The following is a 19,073-nucleotide window of genomic DNA, read 5'->3' on the forward strand; positions in this document are numbered from 1 at the left end:
GGGGAGAAAGGGTTGTCTCTGTCGTTCCACCGGTCCGGTTCAGCGGTCGAGGCCGACGAGGGCCGCGAACGCGCCGACACCGACCAGTTCGGCGAACATCGACACGAAGTCGCGCGGCTCTTCGAGGAGGTGTTCGAGGATGGTCGCGAGCGGTCCCTGGGCGTGTCCGCCGGGGACGAGGCCGCCGTGGTCGCCGAGATGCCACCAGGCGTAGCCGAGGACGTACGCGGCGAGCACCGCCGCCGCGAGGGCGTACAGCGCGCGGTCGCGGCGGCCGAGCAGCATCGCGCCGACGACGCCGAGAAGCAGCAGTCCGGAGGGGACGAACAGGTACGGTCGGGGGTCGGCGAACGACCCCGCCTGCAGGTAGGCGAGCAGCCGCGGGAACCCCCACCAGAGGTGGATGGTCGCCGCGACGAACGCCGCCTGCCCGGCGACGAGGCGCGTGACGGTGACGCCCGCGCTCTCGGTGGTCGTCGGCTCGCTCGACCGCACCGCCGTCGGCTTGTCCATGCGCGTTTTTGGCCCCTCGGGGTAGATTACGCTGTTCATCGCCGGTCGGCGTTCGAGCCCCGAACCACTCAGGCGAGACTGATGCGGCGGACGAACGGGAGCGCCGAGATCTCGTTGAGCAGGTCGCCGGGGATGGGGTCGTCGGTGACGATGTACAGTTTCGGCTCGTCGGTGAACTCGGGGTCTTCGCTTATCGTCTGGCGGATGCTGATGCCCTCGTCGGCCAACAGCGTCGTGATCGTCGAGACGATACCCGGTTCGTCGGCGTCGCCGACCTCGACGGTCAGCGCGGCCAAGTCGAGCACGGGCGCGAGGCTCAACAGACTCGGGATGGCGCTGATGTTCTGGAAGATGGGCCGCAGGTCGTCGTCGGCGAGAACCGCCTCCGTCGTCGAGTCGATGACGCGGCGGTCGACGCCGATCTCGCGGGCGATCTGGGTGTTCGGAATCTCGATACTGCCGGAGACGACGCGTCCCTCGTCGTTGACCGAAAAGCCGCGTTCGAGGAGCAGACGGATGACCGCCTGTTGGCTCGGACTCCCCTCGAACTTCTCCATGATTTCGTCGAACATTCGCTTGCGAGTGCCTGCGCGCCTCGCGGTCTTAGTTGTGGCCGTCTCCGCCGGCCGCGCCGTTGGTTTTTAGCCGCCGGCCCGCGCGTCTGGCGTATGGCCGACCTCGACTCGTGTTACTTCTGCGGGACGTTCGGCGACGGCCTCACCGAACTCGCCGTCGTCCCGCCGCGGTTCGACCCGACCGACGACCAGCAGCGGACGGTCGTGCTCTGTACGACCTGCCGGCAGAAACTCGGCACTGTCCTCGAACCGCTCGTCGACGTGCTCGGCGGCGCTGAACCGGCGAGCGGCTCTTCGACCCCCGACGCGTCGTCCCCGTCGCCGGAACCTGTCGAAACCACCGACGCCACCGACACCGCCGACGCTGACGACGCTGCCGAAACCACCGACGCCACCGACGACGCCCGACCCGACGAGGGGATACAGACGGAGTCGAACCCGGACCCGGAACAGACGCCTACGGTACCGTCGCCGGGCGACGCCATCGACACGACCGGGTTCGACGACCCGCTCGCGCTCGACGCCGAGGGCGTTACTATCGGGACGCCGGTCGGCGAGGGGACGAACGACGACGACGATGGCGACGACGCCACGTCCGCTCCCGACAGCGACGGGAGCGATGCGAGCGTCGACCCCGACGAAGGCAGTGAAGGAAACGACCGCGACGACGCCGGCCACGACGAGAACGACGCTGACTACGACGAGGACGACGCTGACTACGACGAGAACGACGCGGCCGCACGCGCCGAGGAACCCGCCGAGTTCAGAACCGTGATGCGGCTGCTCTCCAATCGGGAGTTCCCCGTCGACCGCGCGGAGATCGAGTCGCTCGCCTCGGGCGCGTACGACCTCGACGACTCGCAGGTCCGCGACATTCTCGACCACGCCGTCGACCGCGGCGTGCTCGCCGAGCGAAACGGACAGTTACACCGCGACTGAGCCCCGAGTCCCCCTCCCGCGACGGACCGAACGCGTTTTCGCGCTCGTCCGCGCGATTCGAGTATGAACGACGTGTTGTGGGAACCCGACGACGGCGCTGGACTCGAACATCTGCGGTACGAAACCGGGCCGCTGTCGGCCGACTCGGTCGTCCTCGGCGTCGACGAGGGAGGCCGCTTCCGGATTCGGTACGCGCTCGACTGCGACGCCGACGGACGCGTCCGCTCGGTGTCGGTCGAGTCGTTCGACGGTGAGGCGGGTCTCGAACTCGCCGCGGACGGCGAGGGTCGGTGGACCGACGGCGACGGCGCGCCGATTCCCGAACTCGACGGCTGTCTGGACGTGGACATCTCGGCGACGCCGTTTACGAACGCGCTTCCGATTCGCCGGCTGAACCTCGCTTCCGGCGAGTCGGCGACGCTCTCGATGGTGTACGTCTCGGTTCCGGCGTTCGAGGTTTCAGCGGTCCAGCAGCGGTACACCTGTCTGGACCCGGTCGACGCCGACGGCGGCCGTTTCCGCTACGAGAGCCTGACGAGCGGCTTTTCGGCCGAGATTCCGGTCGACTCCGAGGGGGTCGTCCGCGACTACCCGGACCTGTTCCGACGGACCGACTGAGGAGGACGTTCCGGTTCCGCGCTCACAGTTCGCCTTTCGTGCTCGGCGTGTCGTCGGCGCGGCGCTCGTCGATGCGGGTCGCGTCGTCGAGCGCCCGCGTGAGCGCCTTGAACAGCGCCTCGACCTCGTGGTGGGCGTTGACGCCGCGCTCGACGTCGACGTGGAGCGTCAGGCCGGCGTTCATCGCCAGCGAGTACGCGAAGTGCCGCGCCATGTCGCTCGAAAAGTCGCCGATCCGGTCCTGCGAGAACTCGCCCTCGAAGTCGAAGTGCGGCCGGCCGCTCACGTCGACGACGACGCCGACGACGGCCTCGTCCAGCGGCACCTTCCGGTCGGCGTAGCGGACGATGCCGCGTTTGTCGCCGAGGGCGTCCTCGAACGCCTCGCCGAGCACGATGGCGACGTCCTCGACGGTGTGGTGGTCGTCGACGTGCAGGTCGCCGTCGCACTCCACGTCGAGGTCGAAGAGGCCGTGTTTGGCGAACGCGGTCAGCATGTGGTCGAAGAAGCCGATGCCGGTGTCGACGTCGGCCTCGCCGGTGCCGTCGACGTCGAGCGTGAGGTCGATGGTGGTCTCCGCCGTCTCGCGGAACACGGCGGCCGTGCGGTCGCTCATGCTCGCACCTCGGACGCCGCGCGTATCACCGTTGCGCTCTCACACACCCGCGACGCGTCACCGCGGCCACGCTCACAACCCGACACCGAGATTACACTCGTCTGACGCGAGGCAGACGGCCGTCTGCTACCTTTTGATATGTCTGAAGTGTTTCTCGGCGAGCACCGATGAAGCGCGAACTGACGATAGCGCTCACACTCGTCGTGGGGGTGCTGTTCGTCTCCTCGATGACGTTCACCGGCGTCGTGCTCGGTGTCGTCCTCGTCCTGCTCGCGGCCGTCGGCACCGTCGACGCGCTCGAACGCGGCGTCGGCTGCCGGTTCCGTCACTGACGGTGCCATCGCTGGCAGCGCCGGCTCCGTCGCCGCCGCTGCCGATTCCGTCGCTGACACTGCCAGTTCCGTCACGGACGCTGTCGGTTCCGCCGCTGACGGACAACGTTACGCCGACATCGCCTCGCGGAGCGTGAACTGTCCTTCGTACAGCGCCGTCCCCACGACGACGGCCGCCGCACCCGCCTCGCGGAGCGCCCGCACGTCGTCGACGGTGGCGACGCCGCCGCTGGCGACGACCGGAATGTCGACCGCGTCGGCGAGACGGCGGACTCGGTCCGCCTGCACGCCTTCTAACCGCCCCTCGACGTCGACGTCGGTGAACAGGACGGCTCCGGCGCCGAGCGCTTCGTAGCGGCCCGCCGCCTCCACCGGGTCCAATCCGGTCCCCTCGGTCCACCCCGAGACGACGACTTCGCCGTCTTTCGCGTCGAGGCTCACCATCACCGAGTCGGGATACTCGTCGCTTATCTCGCCGACGACGTCGGGATTTTCGACGGCCGCCGTGCCGAGGATGACCCGGTCGACGCCGCCGTCCAGCAGCGAGAGCGCGTCCGCCGCGGTTCGGATGCCGCCGCCGACCTGCACGTCGACGTCCGTCGCTTCCACGATGGCTTCGATGGCCGCGGCGTTCTCGCGCTGCCCCTCGAACGCGCCGTCCAAGTCCACGAGGTGAAGCGTCTCCGCGCCCTCGTCGACCCATCGGCGGGCCGCCTCGACGGGGTCGCCGTATCGCTTCTCCGTGCCGCGTTCGCCCTGGACCAGTTGGACGACCTCGCCGTCCTGCACGTCGACAGCCGGCACGACCTCGAACTCGGGAAACTGTCTCATAGCCGACGCTGCGGGCCACGGCGAGTAAAACGCCTCGGTCGACGACACTCGGCCGACGACACTCGGCCGACCGAGTCGGACACCTGTTCGCGCCCGAACACGACGAGCGCGCCGGAACCGGACGCTTATGTGGGTTTCACGCGAACCATCGTAGCGTGTCGACCCTCCTCTTGGCCGCCGGGATTCTCGTCGCCGTCTTCGTCGGCTTCAACATCGGCGGCTCCAACACCGGCGTCGCGTTCGGACCCGCCGTCGGCAGCGGTGCGGTGTCGAAACTCGCCGCCGGTGGCCTGATGACGGTGTTCGCGCTGCTCGGCGGCTGGACCGTCGGCCGTCGCGTCGTCGATACGCTCGGCAGCGACATCGTCACCGGCGACCCGTTCACGCTGTCGGTGAGCATCGCCATGCTGTTCTTCGTCGGGCTCGCGCTGTTCGCCTCGAACGTCTTCGGCGTTCCCGCCTCCACGTCGATGACGGCCGTCGGCGCCATCGCCGGCTTCGGCCTCGCGTCCAACCGTCTGAACACGGGCGTCGTCCTCGAGATCGTCTCGTGGTGGTTCGTCGCACCCATCGTCGGCTTCTGGGTGAGCGCCGTCGTCGGCCGCTACGCCTACGACGAAATCGCCGCTCGAATCGCCGTCAGACAGTCCGAAGGGCCGCTGTTGGAGTTCGCCCCCCGACCGAAGTTAGGACCGAACACGACGATGCGCGAACTCGGCGGAACGGCGCTCGTCGTCGCCATCGCCTGCTACATGGCGTTCTCGGCGGGCGCGTCGAACGTCGCGAACGCCGTCGCCCCGCTGGTCGGCAACGGGTCGCTGACGATGAACCAGGGCATCCTGCTCGCGGCGGGGTCCATCGGACTCGGGGCGTTCACCATCGCGCGGCGGACGCTCGACACCGTCGGCAACGACCTCACCGACCTCCCGTTGGCGGCGGCGCTGGTCGTCGCCACGGTCAGCGCGAGTCTCGTCACCGTCCTCTCGGGGCTCGGAATCCCGGCGAGTTTCGTCGTCATCGCCACGATGAGCATCGTCGGACTCGGTTGGGGGCGAGCGACCCGCGCCGAAGGGACGACGCTCCCGGGTACGCCCCCCACCGGCGTCGGAACACCTGGGGCGACCGGGTCGACGGAGGTGTCCGCGCAGTCGGCGGCGGCCGCGACCGGGTTCGGAACGGCCGGCGAACTGACCGAGGAACCGCCGCTCGCGCCCACGGAGACGGCGGCGACGGCCGAACTGTACCGACCGGCGACGACAGCTCGAATCGTCTTGCTACAGAATCTCGTCCCGGCGCTCGCGACCGCCGCGGCCTACATCGTCTTCCGGTTCGTGCCCTTCGTGTAACTCGGCTCTCACGTCGTTCGCTCGAATGCGGACGGCTTAACAGTCGAACGGGAGTATCCCCCTACCGTGGTAGAAGCGCTTCTCGTCGTCGGCGTTCTGGTCGCCGTCTTCGTCGGCTTCAACATCGGTGGCTCCTCCACCGGCGTCGCGTTCGGTCCCGCCGTCGGCAGCGGCGTGGTGAACAAACTCGTCGCCGCCGCGTTGATGGCGGTGTTCGCGCTGCTCGGCGGCTGGACCGTCGGGCGGGAAGTCGTCGAGACGATGGGCGGCGAAATCGTCCCGCAGAGCCAGTTCACCCTCGCCGCCAGCGTCGCCGTCTTGCTGTTCGTCGGACTCGCGCTGCTCGTCTCGAACACCTTCGGCGTTCCCGCCTCCACGTCGATGACGGCCGTCGGTGCCATCGCCGGACTCGGACTGGCGACCGACACGCTGAACCAGCCCAAGATGCTCGAAATCGTCTCGTGGTGGATCGTCGCGCCGATTCTGGCCTTCTGGGTCTGCGCCGTCATCGGTCGCTACGTCTACCCGCACCTCGACGCCCGGTTCGTCATCGACAGCAGCGACGGGCCGCTCGTCGAGTACACGCCGCTGCCTCGCCTCGGCCCGGGGACGACGCTGCGCGAACTCGTCGGAGCGGTGCTCGTCGTCGTTATCGCCTGTTACATGGCGTTCTCGGCGGGCGCGTCGAACGTCGCGAACGCCGTCGCCCCGCTGGTCGGCAACGGCGCGGTCCCCATCGACCAGGGCGTGTTACTGGCGAGCGGCGCGATAGCACTCGGGGCGTTCACCATCGCGCGGCGGACGCTCGACACCGTCGGCAACGACCTCACCGACCTCCCCATCCTGGCGGCGCTCATCGTCGAAGTCGTCAGCGCCACGCTCATCACCGTGTTGTCGGCTCTGGGCATCCCGGCGAGTCTCGCGGTGAGCGCGACGATGAGCATCGTCGGACTCGGGTGGGGACGGGCGACCCGCACGGTGACGCTCGGGCAGGCGGTTCGCGGCGAGGGCCCGAAGGTGTCGGTGAACGCGCTGGCGGCCGAACGGCAGGAGGAGGTCCCGCGCGTCGGCGACGAGAGCGACGACCTCACCGCCAACGACCTGTTCGACCCCGGGACGACCGGACGGGTCATCTTCTTCTGGATTCTCACCCCGTCGCTGTCGGCGGTTGCGTCGTTTCTGCTCTTTACGTTCGCCCCGCTGTAACCGCCGGTCGACTCCGAGTTCCGGTTCCTGTGGCCCGAACCACCACACGACTCTGGGCTGAACAGCAAAGTCTAATGGTATGGGTGTCGAACCTGTGCCTGATGCCCACGGTAGAATACCTTAACTACGAAGTACTGGACGACCAGGGTTGGGAGATGGACGACGACGACCTCTTCGACAACGCCGCAGACGCCGGCCTCGACGAAGAGGACTACGGTTCGCTCGACGTCAACGAGGGCGAGTACATCCTCGAAGCCGCCGAGGCGCAGGGCTACGACTGGCCGTTCTCCTGCCGTGCAGGCGCCTGTGCGAACTGCGCCGCCATCCTGTACGAGGGCGAAATCGAGATGGACATGCAGCAGATCCTCTCCGACGAAGAGGTCGAGGAGAAGAACGTCCGTCTCACCTGCATCGGTTCGCCGCAGGCCGAGGAGGTCCGCATCGTGTACAACGCGAAGCACCTCGACTACCTGCAGAACCGCGTCATCTGAGCGGTCGACCGTTCTCACCCAGCATATTTTATCCGAATCAGCCGTCGTAGCCGCCGCTCTCCGGCGAAGAGCGGTCGTGTTTCTCGCACCCGCGAACGGAGCTTCCACACCGGGCGACGACTCTTCGACACGTCACCGCCGCTCAGTTCGACGCCTTGTCCACTTGTCGTATAAGATAATAAAATAGTAATCAATGATATTTGTTCCTTACCAGTATTCAACGATTCCCAATCAATAAGTGCGAAGGGGGTGGTCACTACGCTCGTAGTTTCCCATGAACGTTTTCGCGAATCCACACGTGGCACAACTCGGCGGTGCGCACAGTCCGCTAATCGCTTTTCTCGTGGGACTCGTCGCGGTCATCCTTCTACTCGTGTACTGGGATCTTCCGGCGTTCGTCGGCCTGGTCATCGCGACGCTCGTCGTCGGCATCGTCGCGCCTCAGGTCGCGTTCGCGGAGGTTCCAGCGCGGGTCGCCGAATCGTTCGGCGAAGGGATGGCGGGTATCGGTATCCCCATCCTGATGGCGGCGGTCATCGGGAAGTCAATGATGGCCAGCGGTGCCGCAGAACGCATCGTTCGCGGGTTCACCTCACTGACGGGTAGCGAGAACTCCGACTTCGCGCTCTGGGGGAGCAGTTCCTTCCTCGCCATCCCGGTGTTCTTCGACAACGTGTTCTACCTGATGGCGCCGCTGGCGCGGTCGATGCGCGCCCGCGTCGGCAAGAACTACGCGCTCTACCTCGTCGTCGTCGGTGCGGGCGCGGCGACGACGCACGTGTTCGTCCCGCCGACGCCCGGTCCGTTGGCGGTAGCCGAGGAGATTCCGGGCACCAATCTGGGGATGACGATTCTCGTTGGTCTCACGGTCGCCGGCCCCTCGGCGTTCGTCGGCGGCATCGTCTACGGCCGGTGGATAAACAGGCGGATGGACATCCCGCTTCGCGACGCGATGGACACGACCGGTGACGAACTGAGCGAACTCGCCGAGCGGTCGAACAGTCAACTTCCGGGCGTGCTCGAGGCGTCGCTGCCGATTCTCCTCGCCGTCGCCCTCGTCGCCTCGGACACGGCGGCGACGACGTTCCTCGGCGAGGAGGCGCCCATCCGTTCTATCACCGGTTTCTTCGGCGACCCGAACTTCGCGCTGACGGCCGCGGCCATCGCTGCGGCGCTCACGTACCGTCGGATGCGCGCGCTCTCCGACGAGGCGTGGGGCGACGAACTCACCGAGGCGCTGAAATCCGGGGGTAACATCGCCGCTATCACCGCCGCGGGTGGCGCGTTCGGCGCGATGCTCGCCGCCGCCGGTATCGGCGACTATATCACGAATCTCCTCTCGGGACTCGGCATCGGCGTGCTCGTCACCGCGTGGCTCATCGCCGCCACCGTCCGCATCGCGCAGGGGTCGGCCACCGTCGCCATGCTCACGACGGCGGGTATCATGGCCGGGTCCGGCGCGGTCGCTTCGCTGTCGGTCAACCCGGCGTACCTCGTGATGGCCATCGGCGCGGGCGGTAACATCTGTTCGTGGTACAACGACAGCGGCTTCTGGCTCGTCAAGGAAATCGGCGGCCTCACGCAGACGGAGACCCTGAAGACGTGGACCGCGTTGACGACTATCGTCTCGGTCACCGGTCTGCTGACGGTAATCGTTCTCTCGACGTTCTTCCCGCTGGCCTGAAGTCGGCAGGGAGTTCCGTCTCGTCGGGGGACGTTCGGCGGGCGGTCTCCACTCGTCGAGGAGCGTTCGGCGGACGGTCTCTGCTCGCCGACCGACGTTCGGCGGACGGTTTTTTCTACTGACGGACTCGTCACGACCACAACACCTATTTTCCCTACCCGCAAGGGCGAATCATGCTCGGTACGATGCCGGATCTGCTGCGTCTGCTCGTCGTTCCCGTCTTCGCGTGGGCGGCGTGGCGGGACGTAGAGACGCGCCGCCTCCCGAACCGCATGTGGCCCCCGCTGGCGGCGCTCGGCATCGTCCTGCTCGGGTGGGACCTGTTGGCGGCGTACCCCTTCGGTCCGCTCGACTCGCTGTTCCTCCTCCAGGTCGCGATCAGCGTCTTCTTCGTCGCGCCTCTCGGCTACGCGTTCTGGTACGTCGGCGGCTTCGGCGCGGCGGACGCGAAGGCGCTCATCGTCCTCGCGCTCCTGTTCCCGACGTTCCCCTCGTATCTCGTCTCGGGCGTCGAACTCCCCCTCGTGGAGACGACGCTCGGCGTCTTCTCGTTCACCATCCTCACGAACGCCGTGCTCGTCGCCGTCGCGTATCCGGTCGCGCTCGGTCTGCGAAACCTCGCGGCGCGGCGGTTCTCGTCGGTGATGTTCGTCGGCCAGGAGGTCACCGTCTCCTCGCTGCCGACCCGTCACGGGAGTCTGTTCGAGACGCCGCGCGGCTACACCCGCGACGGCCTCGACCTCGACGCGCTCCGGATGTACCTACGCTGGCGCGGGACGACGCTCTCGGAACTCCGCGCCGACCCCGACGCACACCGCGACCCGGCGAGCGTCGGCGAGACGCACCCCGTCGGCGACGGGTCGGTCGGCGACGGTCCCGCCGTCGCCGACGGCGGAACGACGCTCGCGGAACACCACGACGGGAGCGTCGACCGCGATTCCCCGGCGGCGTACGACGACCCGTGGGCCGCCGAGGCGTTTCTCGACTCGCTCGACTGGAGCGCCTACGGAACGACGCCCGAGAAACTCCGCGACGGCCTCGACCTCGTGACGACCCGCGAGCGGGTGTGGGTGATGCCCGGCCTCCCGTTCGTCGTCCCCATGTTCGTCGGCCTGCTCGTTGCGCTCCTCTACGGCGACATCCTGTTCGGAGTGCTGGGCGCAGTCGGACTGGTCTGACCGTCGAAAACGCACAAGACATATCGGCCGGACCCGCTTCTGTGCGAGTATGACCGTCGACGTGGACTTCGGCGAGGACGGCCTCGTCCCCGCCGTCGCCCAGGACGCCGACTCCGGCGAGGTGTTGATGCTGGCGTACGTCTCGCCCGAAGCGCTCGAACGCACCCGGGAGACGGGGCGTGCGCACTACTACTCGCGCAGCCGCGACGAACTCTGGGAGAAGGGCGCGACGAGCGGCCACACCCAGGACGTGAGAGAGATTCGCGTCGACTGCGACGCCGATACTCTGCTGTACCTCGTCGACCAGTCCGGCGGCGCGTGCCACACCGGCCACCGCTCCTGTTTCTACCGGACTATCGACGACGAGAACGTCGGCGAGCGGGTGTTCGACCCCGACGACGTCTACTGACCCATGACCGACGCACACCACTCTGCGGCCGACTCCGAGAGCGGTGAGAGCGTCGAACCGACCGTCGACCCCTCGGACCCCTCGAACGCGGGGGCGGTCGCCGACGAACTGGAGGCCGCCTTCGAGGACCGCCGACGCGCCGAGGCGGCCGTCGTCGACGAAGGTGCGGAAACCGTCGAACTCGTCGCCGACGCCTACGACCGAGCGCTGACGCTCCTGGACCGCTACGAGGGCCGCGCCACCGGAACCGGCGACTTCAGCGCGTTCGTCGAGTTCGAACGGAAGTTCGCCGAACTCGTCGAGGACGTCGAGGACGACGCGCCCGCCGCCGACGCGTTCGGCGCGGCCAACGACATCCTCGACCGCCGCCGCTTGAGCGAGAAGCACTTCGACGCCGCCCGCGACGCGCTCGCCCCCGCCGCCGACGTCGCCGCGCTCCTGGAGAAACGTGACGCCGCCCGCGAGCGGCACCGAAACGCCACGAGGGACGCCGAACGGTGCCTCTCGAACGTCGACGACCGCCTCTCGGAGCTCCGACGCCTCGAACGGCTCGGCGAGGCCGACCTCGACGCGCCCGTCGACCGGCTCCGTGACCCGATTCGGGCGTACAGCGACGCGGTCGAAGCGGCGTTCGAGACGTACAAGCGCGACGCGAGCGCCCGGGAGGTGCTCTCGTTCGTCGAGACGGCCGCCGGCTATCCGTTAGTCGACTACAACACGCCGCCCGCAGACGTCCGCGAGTACGTCGATTCGGCCGACGTGGGCGGGGAGCCGATTCCGGACCTGCTGGAGTACGCGGACTACTCGAACTCGAAGCTCTCGCACTTCGTCTCCGACCCGGCGGAACTGAAGGCGCGCGTCGCGGTGAACCGAACCTATCTGAGTCGCCTCGACGGCGGGCCGCTGACGGTGTCGTGGCCGCCACCGTCGGCCGCCGAGCTCCGGTGTCTGGTTCCCGAACTCGTCTCGGTCGTCTCGCGGTTCGCCCCCGAGGACGTCGTCGCTCGGTGCCGAGAGCTCCGCTATCTCCCCGAGAGCGACGACTACGAACGTCTCCGGACGGCGGCGGAGGCCCGCGAGTCGCTCACCGACGCGGAGCGGTCGAGAATCCAGCGCGGCGAGGTGTCGGCGTCGCTCGACGCGTTCAGTACAGTTCGTGACCGCCTGCGTACCACGCTGGACCGGTGCGGGTACGACTCAGAAGCGCCGCTCGACGTCCCTCCGTCTGCGTGACCCGGTCGGCACCGTTCTCTTCGTCTCTCCTCGGCGTCCCTCGCGGCCGTCGCTCGACTCAGGGGTCCGGGAGCGCGGCCGTCAGCGTCGCGCGGGCGTCCTCGGCCAACCGCTCGGCGCGGGCGGCGTCGCGGGCCTCCGCGTAGATTCGGACTTTCGGCTCGGTCCCCGAGGGGCGGACGAGCACCCACGCGTCGCCGTAGTCGAGGCGGTAGCCGTCGATAGTGTTCGGCTGCGCGTCTGCCTCCTCGGCGTACGTCTCGGCGGCGGCGAGCATCGCGTTCAGCTCCGCCTCCGAGTCGTACACGAGGTTGACGCGGACGTTGTGGTAGTCGGTGTACGGTTCGACGATTTCGGAGGGCGGCCGTTCGGCGACGAGTTCGAGGAACTTCGCGCCGATGAACGCGCCGTCGCGGACGAGGCGGTAGTCGGGGAAGAAGACGCCGCCGTTGCCCTCGCCGGCGACGGGGACGGTCTCGCCCTCGGCCCACAGCTCTCGAATCCGGGTGATGAGGTTCGTGCTGCCGATGGGCGTCAGTTCCAGCGTCGCGCCCACCTCGTCGCAGACGTCGACGAGGCGCTGGGAGACGTTGACCGCGGCGACGGTCGTGTCGCCCGCCGAGAGGCCGGCGGCCGAAAGCGCCGCCAGCGAGGCGTCGCCCTCGATGTACTCGCCGCGTTCGTCGAAGAAGATGGCCCGGTCGGCGTCGCCGTCGTGGGCGATTCCCACGTCGGCGTCGGTCGCGCGGACCAGTCGCCCGAGGTCGCCGAGGTTCTTCTCGACGGGTTCGGGGTTCCGTCCCGGGAAGTGGCCGTCGGCCTGCCCGTTGACGGTGACGACCTCGCAGCCGAGTTCGCGGTAGAATCCGGGGCTCGTGAGTGCGCCCGCGCCGTGGCCGGGGTCGAGTGCGACCTTGAGGTTCCCGGCGGCGATCTTCTCGCGGTCGACGGTGGCGAGCATCTCCTCGACGTAGTCGCGGTTCGCCGACTCGACGCGGCGCGTCTCGCCGACCTCGTCCCACGCGACGGTGTCGAACTCCTCGGCGAGGATGTGGCCCTCGATGCGTTCGAGGCGCTCGACGACGAGTTCGACGCCGTCGGGGCCGACCAGTTTCACGCCGTTGTACTCCGGCGGGTTGTGCGAGGCGGTGATGACGATTCCCGGAATCCCCTCGACTTCGCAGTAGCGCGTCGCGGCGGGCGTCGGCGTCACGCCGATGCGGTCGACGTCGACGCCCACGCTCGCCAGCCCGCTGGCGGCGGCGTTCGAGAACAGCTCGCCCGTCGTCCGGGTGTCGCGTGCGATGGCGGCACGGTCGACGTTCCACACCGTCCCGGCGGCTTTCGCCACCCGGAGCACGAACTCGGGGGTTAGCTGTTCGTTCGCCACCCCGCGCGTTCCACTCGACCCGAACAACTTCATTGGCGGTTGCTCTTGCGGGCAGAAAGAAAGCCGTTCCGGAGACGACTCACCAGACTGTCCGTCACCGGCCCTCGCTGCGTGCCGTGCCGCGAGTCACCGTGATTCGTTGCCGGACTCCTCGTCGCCGCCGATGTCGAGTTCCGTCTGTGAGAGCGGAACCGCCGTGACGCCGCCCGCGTTGCCGTTGGTGTACGCGTAGATGACGACGCCCGCGTCCTCGTCGACGACGCGTTTGAGCGTGCCGTTGAACTGGTCGTCGCGCGGGTTCGCCGACACCCACCACTGGGGCTGGCGCTCGTCTGTCTCGTCCGTCTCTTCCTCTTCGACCGGTCGAAACTGACCGCTCACGTCTTCGTCCGCTTCGGAGGGGGAACCAAACAGGCCCATGCGCGATACGCGCACCGACCCGTCAAAAAACTGCGTGTTCGCTCAGCGGTTCAGCGTGTGAATCGCCTGGTCTTCGGCGTTCTCGGCGGCCTCCTGCACCACTTCGGCGAGCGTCGGGTGGGTGTGGATGGTCGCGGCGACGTCTTCGAGCGTCGCGCCCATCTCGACGGCGAGCGCGACCTCGGCGATGAGCTCCGACGCCTCGGGACCGACGATCTGGCCGCCGAGGACGAACCCGGAGTCCTCGTCGGCGACGAGGCGACAGAACCCTTCGGTGTGACCCGTCGTCATCGCGCGGCCGCTGGCGTTGAACGGCATCTGGCCGACGACCGGTTCGAAGCCGGCCTCCTCGGCCTCCGCCTCGGTCATGCCGACGGTGGCGATTTCGGGGTCTGTGAACACCGCGGCCGGGACTGCCTGATAGTCCAGCGCCGCGGGTTCGCCCGCGATGACCTCGGCGGCGACGATGCCCTCCTTGAACGCTTTGTGCGCGAGCATCGGTTCGCCGGCGACGTCGCCGACGGCGAAGACGTGGTCGATGTCGGTCCGCGCGTAGTCGTCGGTTTCGAGGAACCCTCGCTCGTTCGGTTCGAGGTCGATGGCGTCGAGACCCAAGGTGTCCGTCACGGGCGAGCGGCCGACGGCGACGAGCACCTTGTCGGCGGGGTACGTCGACTCCTCGCCGTCTTCGGTCTCGGTGACGACGGTGATGCCGCCGTCGCTGGAGTCGCGCCACTCCGACGCGCCCTCGCCGAAGTGAAACTCGATGCCGAGTTCCTTCGCGCGGCGCTTGACGACGTTCGCCACGTCGTCCTCGTAGCCCGGCAGCGCGTCGTCGAGCATCTCGACGACCGTCACGTCGGTACCGAGTTTGGCGTAGACGGTCGAGAGCTCCATGCCGATGTAGCCCGCGCCGACGACGACGAGACGCTCCGGAATCGTGTCCATGTCGAGCGCCTCGCGCGACCCGATGACGGGGTCGTCCGCGTAGCTGAAGTTCGGAATCTCGATTGGGCGACTCCCCGTCGCGACGATGCAGGAGTCAAACTCGATGCTCTCGCTCCCCTGACCCTCGCCGCCGTGGGCGACGCGGACGCTGTTCTCGTCTTTGAACCTCGCCGTCCCCTTCACGAGGTTGACGCCGTTCGCCTTACACAGCTTCTCGACGCCGCCCGTCAGGCGGTCGACGATGCCGTCCTTCCAGCCGACCATCTGCGCCATGTCGACGGCGGGGTCGGCGTGGATGCCCATCTCCTCGGCGTTGCCCGCCTCGTGGGCGAGGTCCGCGCCGGTGATGAGCGCCTTCGAGGGGATGCAGCCGCGGTTGAGGCAGACGCCGCCGTAGTCGTCCTTCTCGACCAACGTCGTGTCGAGTCCGCGTTGTGCGGCGCGGATGGCGGCCACGTAGCCGCCCGGTCCGCCGCCGATGACCAGTACGTCCGTTCCGGTTGAGATATCTCCGACGACCATTGTGTTATTCGAGTAGCAGGAGTTTGGGGTTACGGAGGTTCTCCATCACCGTGTTCGTGAACGCTGCGGCGTCCGCGCCGTCGATGACGCGGTGGTCGATGGAGAGCGACAGCGGGAGCGTCTCCTTCGCGACGACGTCGTCGCCGTCCTCGCTCTCTTCGACGACCGGCCGTTTTTCGATGCCACCGAGTCCCAAGATAGCCGTCTCGGGGTAGTTGATAATCGGCGTGGCGTACTCGCCGCCGATGGCCCCGAAGTTCGTGATGGTGAACGTGCCGCCCTGCATCTCCTCGCGGGTCACCTTCCGGTCGCGGGCGCGCGAGGCGAGGTCGTTGACCTCGCGGGAGAGCTGTAGGATGGACTTCTCGTCGACGTTCTTCACGACGGGTACCATCAGTCCGGCGTCGGTCGCCACCGCGATGCCGATGTTGTACTCGTCTCTGACGAGAATCTCGGCGTCGTCGGGGTCGGACTCGTCGAGCGTCGAGTTCAGTATCGGATGCTCGCGCAGCCCGGCGACGATGGCCTTCATCACGAACGGCATGTACGTGAGCTTCACGTCGCGTTCGGCGGCGAGTTCCTTGTACTCCGCGCGCACGTCGACGAGTTCGTCGACGACCGTCGTGTCGTGGTGGGTGACGTGCGGCGCGGTGTACAGCGACTTCTCCATCTGCTGGCCGATGGTGCGGCGGACGCCCCGGTAGGGGATTCGCTCGGCGACACCGTCTTCGGCCGCCTCAGTCGCGGACTCGGCCCCGCCCGCTTCCGCCGCCTCGGCGTCGGCCTGCACCTCGGCCTCGCGGGCCTCGCGCTGGGCCTGCGCGTACTGCGTGATGGCCTCGGGCGTGACGAACGCCTGCCCGTCGCGGGTTTCGTCGGTCGGCACGTCGTCGATATCGATGCCCTCCTCCTCGGCCATCCGGCGCGTCGCGGGCGCGGCGAGTGTCCGGTCGCGTCCGGCGGCTTCGGCGCTCGCGGCCGCTCCGTTCGCGGCCGACTGACCGTCGTCGCGTCGGCTCACGGCGGATTTCTTCTCGTCGGTCGAGACCTCGCGCGGTCCGGCGTCGCTCTCGCTTTCGGTCTCTTCGACCCCGCTCTCCACCTGGCCGTTGGCGGCGGCCTGCACGTCGGCGTCGGTGACGCGCCCACCGGGGCCGCTGCCGTCGACCGATTGGATGTCGACGTTCAGTTCGCGCGCGAGGCGTCGGGCGCTCGGCGCGGCGAAGACGCGACCTTTCGGCGTCTCGGCCCGCTGGTCGGCTCCCTTCTCGGCGGACTCGCCGGCGACGGCTTCGCTCTCGTCGTCGCTCTCGTCGTCGTCGCTCTCGTCGTCGCCGGACTCGTCGGCTTCCGTCTCGGGTTCCGGGGCTTTCTCCGCCGACGCGTCGTCGCCCTCGCCTTCGACCTCGAAGGTGATGATGACGTCGCCGACGGGGACGATTTCGCCCTCCTCGGCGAGCAGTTCCTTCACGGTGCCGTTGTACGGCGACGGCACTTCGACGAGCGCCTTGTCCGTCTCCACCTCGGCGACAGCCTGGTCCTCGGAGACGGTGTCGCCGGCCTCGACGAGCCACGAGACGAGTTCGCCTTCGGCGACGCCCTCGCCCACGTCGGGCAGTTTGAACTCCTTGACTCCCATCGGTTAGAACTCCACCGCGTTGCGGATACCTTCTTCGACGCGCGCGGCGTTCGGGAGGTAGTAGTCCTCCAGCGCGTACAGCGGGTACGGCACGTCGTAGCCGGTGACGCGTTCGACCGGTGCCTCCTGGTACATGAGCGCCTCCTCCTGGATGATGGAGGTGATTTCGCCGCCGAGGCCACCCGACTTGGGGGCCTCGTGGACGACGACGGCGCGGCCGGTCTTCTTGAACGACTCTACGATGGCCTCGCGGTCGAGCGGCGAGACGGTTCGGAGGTCGACGACCTCCACGTCGATTTCACCTTCGAGATTCTCGGCGGCCTCCATCGTCGCGCGAGTCATCGCGCCGTAGGTGAACACGGAGACGTCGGTGCCTTCGCGGCGGACCGCCGCCTCGCCGATGGGGACGGTGTAGTCGTCCTCGGGCACCTCGCCGCGGAACGCGCGGTAGATGAGTTTCGGTTCGAGGAAGATGACCGGGTCGGGGTCGCGAATCGCGGAGATGAGGAGGCCCTTGGTGTCGTACGGCGTCGACGGCATGACGACCTTCAAGCCCGCCTCGTGCGCGTAGAACGCTTCTTTGGACTCGGAGTGGTGCTCCGGGGCGCGGATGCCGCCGCCGTACGGGGCGCGAAGCACCATCGGTAGCGTGTAGCGGCCGCGCGAGCGGGTTCGGAGCCGCGACATGTGGCTCACTATCTGGTCGAATCCGGGGTACATGAACCCCGAGAACTGGATTTCGGGGACCGGCTTCAGGCCGTAGGCGGCCATGCCGACCGCGGTGCCGATGATGCCTGACTCCGCGAGCGGCGTGTCGATGACGCGGTCGTCGCCGAACTCGTCCCAGAGTCCTTCGGTGGCGCGGAAGACGCCGCCGTTCTTGCCGACGTCCTCGCCCATGACGATTACGTCGTCGTCCGCCTGCATTTCGGTGTAGAGACCGTCCCGTACCGCCTGAACGAGCGTGAGATTCTGCGATTGTGTTGCTTGTGCCATCAGTCTTCGAGGAAAGCTTCGTCGCCGTACTGTTCACGAATCGATTCGAAGTCGGCCATCTGCTCGCGGAGGTCCGCGGGCATCTCGGCGTAGACGTGTTCGAACATCTCGGTCGGCTCCGGACGTTCGACGGACTCGGCGGCCTCGATGGCCTCCGCGACTTCCGTTTCGACCTCCTCGCGGATGGCGTCGACGGACTCGTCGTCGAGTCGCCCCGTCTCGCGGAGGAACGCCTCCAGTCGCGGGATGGGGTCTTTCGCTTTCCACTTCTCGACTTCGTCGTCGTCGCGGTACACCGTCGGGTCGTCCGCCGTCGTGTGCGCGCCGAAACGGTACTGCACCGCCTCGATGAGCGTCGGGCGAAGTTGGCCCTCCTCGGGATTTTTCGCCTTCTCGACGGCCGCGTTCGTCACCTGGTACACCGCGAGCGGGTCCATGCCGTCGACCTGTACGCCGTCGATACCGTAGGCGACGGCCTTCTGAGCGATGGTCTCGCTGGCGGTCTGGCGTTCGCGGGGCACCGAAATCGCCCACTGGTTGTTGTTACAGAAGAAGATGTTCGGCGTGTCGAACACGCCCGCGAAGTTGACGCCCTCGTGGAAGTCGCCCTCGCTCGTCGCGCCGTCGCCGAAGTAACAGATGAACGCGTTGTTCTCTCCTTTGAGTTTCGAGGCCCACGCCGCACCCGTCGCGTGCGGAATCTGGCTCGCGATGGGGACGGCGACGGGGAAGATGTTGACGCCCTCGCCCATCTCGTTGCCGGCCTCGTGGCCCATCCAGTAGAGGAGCGTCTGCTTCAACGGCAGGCCGCGGACGACCGCCGCGCCGTGTTCGCGGTAACTCGGGAACATCCAGTCGTCCTCGGCGAGCGCGAACGAACTGCCGATCTGCGCGCCCTCCTGTCCCGACAGCGGCGGATACGTCCCCATCCGCCCCTGCCGTTGGAGGCTCACCGCGCGCTGGTCGAAATGCCGCGCCAACCGCATCTGCCGGTATATCTCGACGAACTCCTCGTCTTCGAGGTCGGGCACCTCGCCGACGACGGAACCGTCTTCGTCCAGTACCCGAACCATCTCGTCGGGGTCACGCTGAAGCGTGCTCACGGGAGTACCCACCTGCACATGGTCGAACAGTCTCCCGCCCGAGTTATAGGGTTTTCGTAAATAATTTACTATAGTCAGAAATTC

Annotated in this window: 20 protein-coding genes; 10 read left to right on the top strand and 10 right to left on the bottom strand. The window is 67.8% G+C overall.

What is annotated here, in order from left to right; genetic code table 11:
• Positions 1 to 39 precede the first annotated feature (39 nt).
• Together DV709_RS09260 and DV709_RS09265 are read right to left on the bottom strand one after the other, a co-directional pair.
• Positions 40 to 552, bottom strand: a complete 513-nt coding sequence (locus DV709_RS09260) for a hypothetical protein (protein WP_157972695.1) — start codon at positions 550 to 552, stop codon at positions 40 to 42.
• 29 nt (positions 553 to 581) lie between these two features.
• Positions 582 to 1,085: an ACT domain-containing protein gene (locus DV709_RS09265; RefSeq protein WP_117593896.1), complete on the bottom strand. Its 504-nt coding sequence runs from the start codon at positions 1,083 to 1,085 to the stop codon at positions 582 to 584.
• 96 nt (positions 1,086 to 1,181) lie between these two features.
• Between DV709_RS09265 and DV709_RS17715 the strand changes: the two genes are divergently transcribed.
• Together DV709_RS17715 and DV709_RS09275 are read left to right on the top strand one after the other, a co-directional pair.
• Positions 1,182 to 2,027: a hypothetical protein gene (locus tag DV709_RS17715; protein ID WP_157972696.1), complete on the top strand. Its 846-nt coding sequence runs from the start codon at positions 1,182 to 1,184 to the stop codon at positions 2,025 to 2,027.
• A 63-nt stretch (positions 2,028 to 2,090) separates the two neighbouring features.
• Positions 2,091 to 2,645, top strand: coding sequence for a putative glycolipid-binding domain-containing protein (locus DV709_RS09275; protein WP_117593901.1), 555 nt, complete (start codon positions 2,091 to 2,093; stop codon positions 2,643 to 2,645).
• A gap of 22 nt (positions 2,646 to 2,667) precedes the next feature.
• Here the strand turns inward: DV709_RS09275 and hisB are convergent, their stop codons facing one another.
• Positions 2,668 to 3,261, bottom strand: coding sequence for an imidazoleglycerol-phosphate dehydratase HisB (gene hisB / locus DV709_RS09280; RefSeq protein WP_117593903.1), 594 nt, complete (start codon positions 3,259 to 3,261; stop codon positions 2,668 to 2,670).
• A gap of 167 nt (positions 3,262 to 3,428) precedes the next feature.
• On the opposite strand from hisB, the gene DV709_RS17720 reads away from it, so the two are divergent.
• Positions 3,429 to 3,593: a hypothetical protein gene (locus DV709_RS17720; protein ID WP_157972697.1), complete on the top strand. Its 165-nt coding sequence runs from the start codon at positions 3,429 to 3,431 to the stop codon at positions 3,591 to 3,593.
• 108 nt (positions 3,594 to 3,701) lie between these two features.
• Here the strand turns inward: DV709_RS17720 and hisA are convergent, their stop codons facing one another.
• Complete coding sequence (gene hisA, locus DV709_RS09285; protein ID WP_117593905.1) at positions 3,702 to 4,424, bottom strand: 1-(5-phosphoribosyl)-5-[(5-phosphoribosylamino)methylideneamino]imidazole-4-carboxamide isomerase; 723 nt, start codon at positions 4,422 to 4,424, stop codon at positions 3,702 to 3,704.
• 155 nt (positions 4,425 to 4,579) lie between these two features.
• Here hisA and DV709_RS09290 point away from each other — a divergent pair, with 155 nt between their 5' ends.
• The 7 genes from DV709_RS09290 to DV709_RS09320 all read left to right on the top strand — a co-directional run bounded on the left by DV709_RS09290 (position 4,580) and on the right by DV709_RS09320 (position 11,971).
• On the top strand, positions 4,580 to 5,770 hold the full coding sequence (locus DV709_RS09290) for an inorganic phosphate transporter (RefSeq protein ID WP_117593907.1): 1,191 nt from the start codon (positions 4,580 to 4,582) through the stop codon (positions 5,768 to 5,770).
• Positions 5,771 to 5,836: 66 nt separating this feature from the next.
• A complete protein-coding gene (locus DV709_RS09295; protein ID WP_117593909.1) occupies positions 5,837 to 6,976 on the top strand; it encodes an inorganic phosphate transporter in 1,140 nt (379 codons plus the stop codon).
• 101 nt (positions 6,977 to 7,077) lie between these two features.
• Entirely contained in the window at positions 7,078 to 7,467 is a 390-nt protein-coding gene (gene fer / locus DV709_RS09300) for a ferredoxin Fer (protein ID WP_117593911.1), read from the top strand.
• Between the two features lie 274 nt (positions 7,468 to 7,741).
• Complete coding sequence (locus tag DV709_RS09305; protein ID WP_117593913.1) at positions 7,742 to 9,151, top strand: GntP family permease; 1,410 nt, start codon at positions 7,742 to 7,744, stop codon at positions 9,149 to 9,151.
• A 173-nt stretch (positions 9,152 to 9,324) separates the two neighbouring features.
• Positions 9,325 to 10,329, top strand: coding sequence for an A24 family peptidase (locus tag DV709_RS09310; protein WP_117593915.1), 1,005 nt, complete (start codon positions 9,325 to 9,327; stop codon positions 10,327 to 10,329).
• A 49-nt stretch (positions 10,330 to 10,378) separates the two neighbouring features.
• Positions 10,379 to 10,738 carry a phosphoribosyl-AMP cyclohydrolase gene (hisI, locus tag DV709_RS09315; RefSeq protein ID WP_117593917.1) on the top strand — a complete coding sequence of 120 codons (360 nt, stop codon included), beginning with the start codon at positions 10,379 to 10,381 and terminating at the stop codon, positions 10,736 to 10,738.
• A gap of 3 nt (positions 10,739 to 10,741) precedes the next feature.
• The gene (locus DV709_RS09320; protein WP_117593919.1) at positions 10,742 to 11,971 is read left to right on the top strand and encodes a DUF7118 family protein; all 1,230 of its coding nucleotides are present in this window, start codon (positions 10,742 to 10,744) and stop codon (positions 11,969 to 11,971) included.
• 58 nt (positions 11,972 to 12,029) lie between these two features.
• Here DV709_RS09320 and glmM read toward each other — a convergent pair whose 3' ends face one another.
• From glmM to pdhA, 6 genes are all read right to left on the bottom strand, one after another.
• Positions 12,030 to 13,394, bottom strand: a complete 1,365-nt coding sequence (gene glmM / locus DV709_RS09325; RefSeq protein ID WP_117593921.1) for a phosphoglucosamine mutase — start codon at positions 13,392 to 13,394, stop codon at positions 12,030 to 12,032.
• A 93-nt stretch (positions 13,395 to 13,487) separates the two neighbouring features.
• Positions 13,488 to 13,781, bottom strand: coding sequence for a hypothetical protein (locus DV709_RS09330; protein ID WP_117593923.1), 294 nt, complete (start codon positions 13,779 to 13,781; stop codon positions 13,488 to 13,490).
• Positions 13,782 to 13,823: 42 nt separating this feature from the next.
• A complete protein-coding gene (lpdA, locus tag DV709_RS09335) occupies positions 13,824 to 15,251 on the bottom strand; it encodes a dihydrolipoyl dehydrogenase (RefSeq protein WP_117593925.1) in 1,428 nt (475 codons plus the stop codon).
• A 4-nt stretch (positions 15,252 to 15,255) separates the two neighbouring features.
• Entirely contained in the window at positions 15,256 to 16,890 is a 1,635-nt protein-coding gene (locus tag DV709_RS09340; RefSeq protein ID WP_117593927.1) for a dihydrolipoamide acetyltransferase family protein, read from the bottom strand.
• Between the two features lie 3 nt (positions 16,891 to 16,893).
• A complete protein-coding gene (locus DV709_RS09345; protein WP_117593929.1) occupies positions 16,894 to 17,886 on the bottom strand; it encodes an alpha-ketoacid dehydrogenase subunit beta in 993 nt (330 codons plus the stop codon).
• Entirely contained in the window at positions 17,886 to 18,989 is a 1,104-nt protein-coding gene (gene pdhA, locus DV709_RS09350) for a pyruvate dehydrogenase (acetyl-transferring) E1 component subunit alpha (protein ID WP_117593931.1), read from the bottom strand. Before pdhA ends, DV709_RS09345 begins: the two co-directional genes overlap by 1 nt.
• Positions 18,990 to 19,073: the final 84 nt, after the last annotated feature.

Origin of the sequence: Haloprofundus halophilus (assembly GCF_003439925.1) — an archaeon.
Taxonomy (GTDB): Archaea; Halobacteriota; Halobacteria; order Halobacteriales; family Haloferacaceae; genus Haloprofundus; species Haloprofundus halophilus.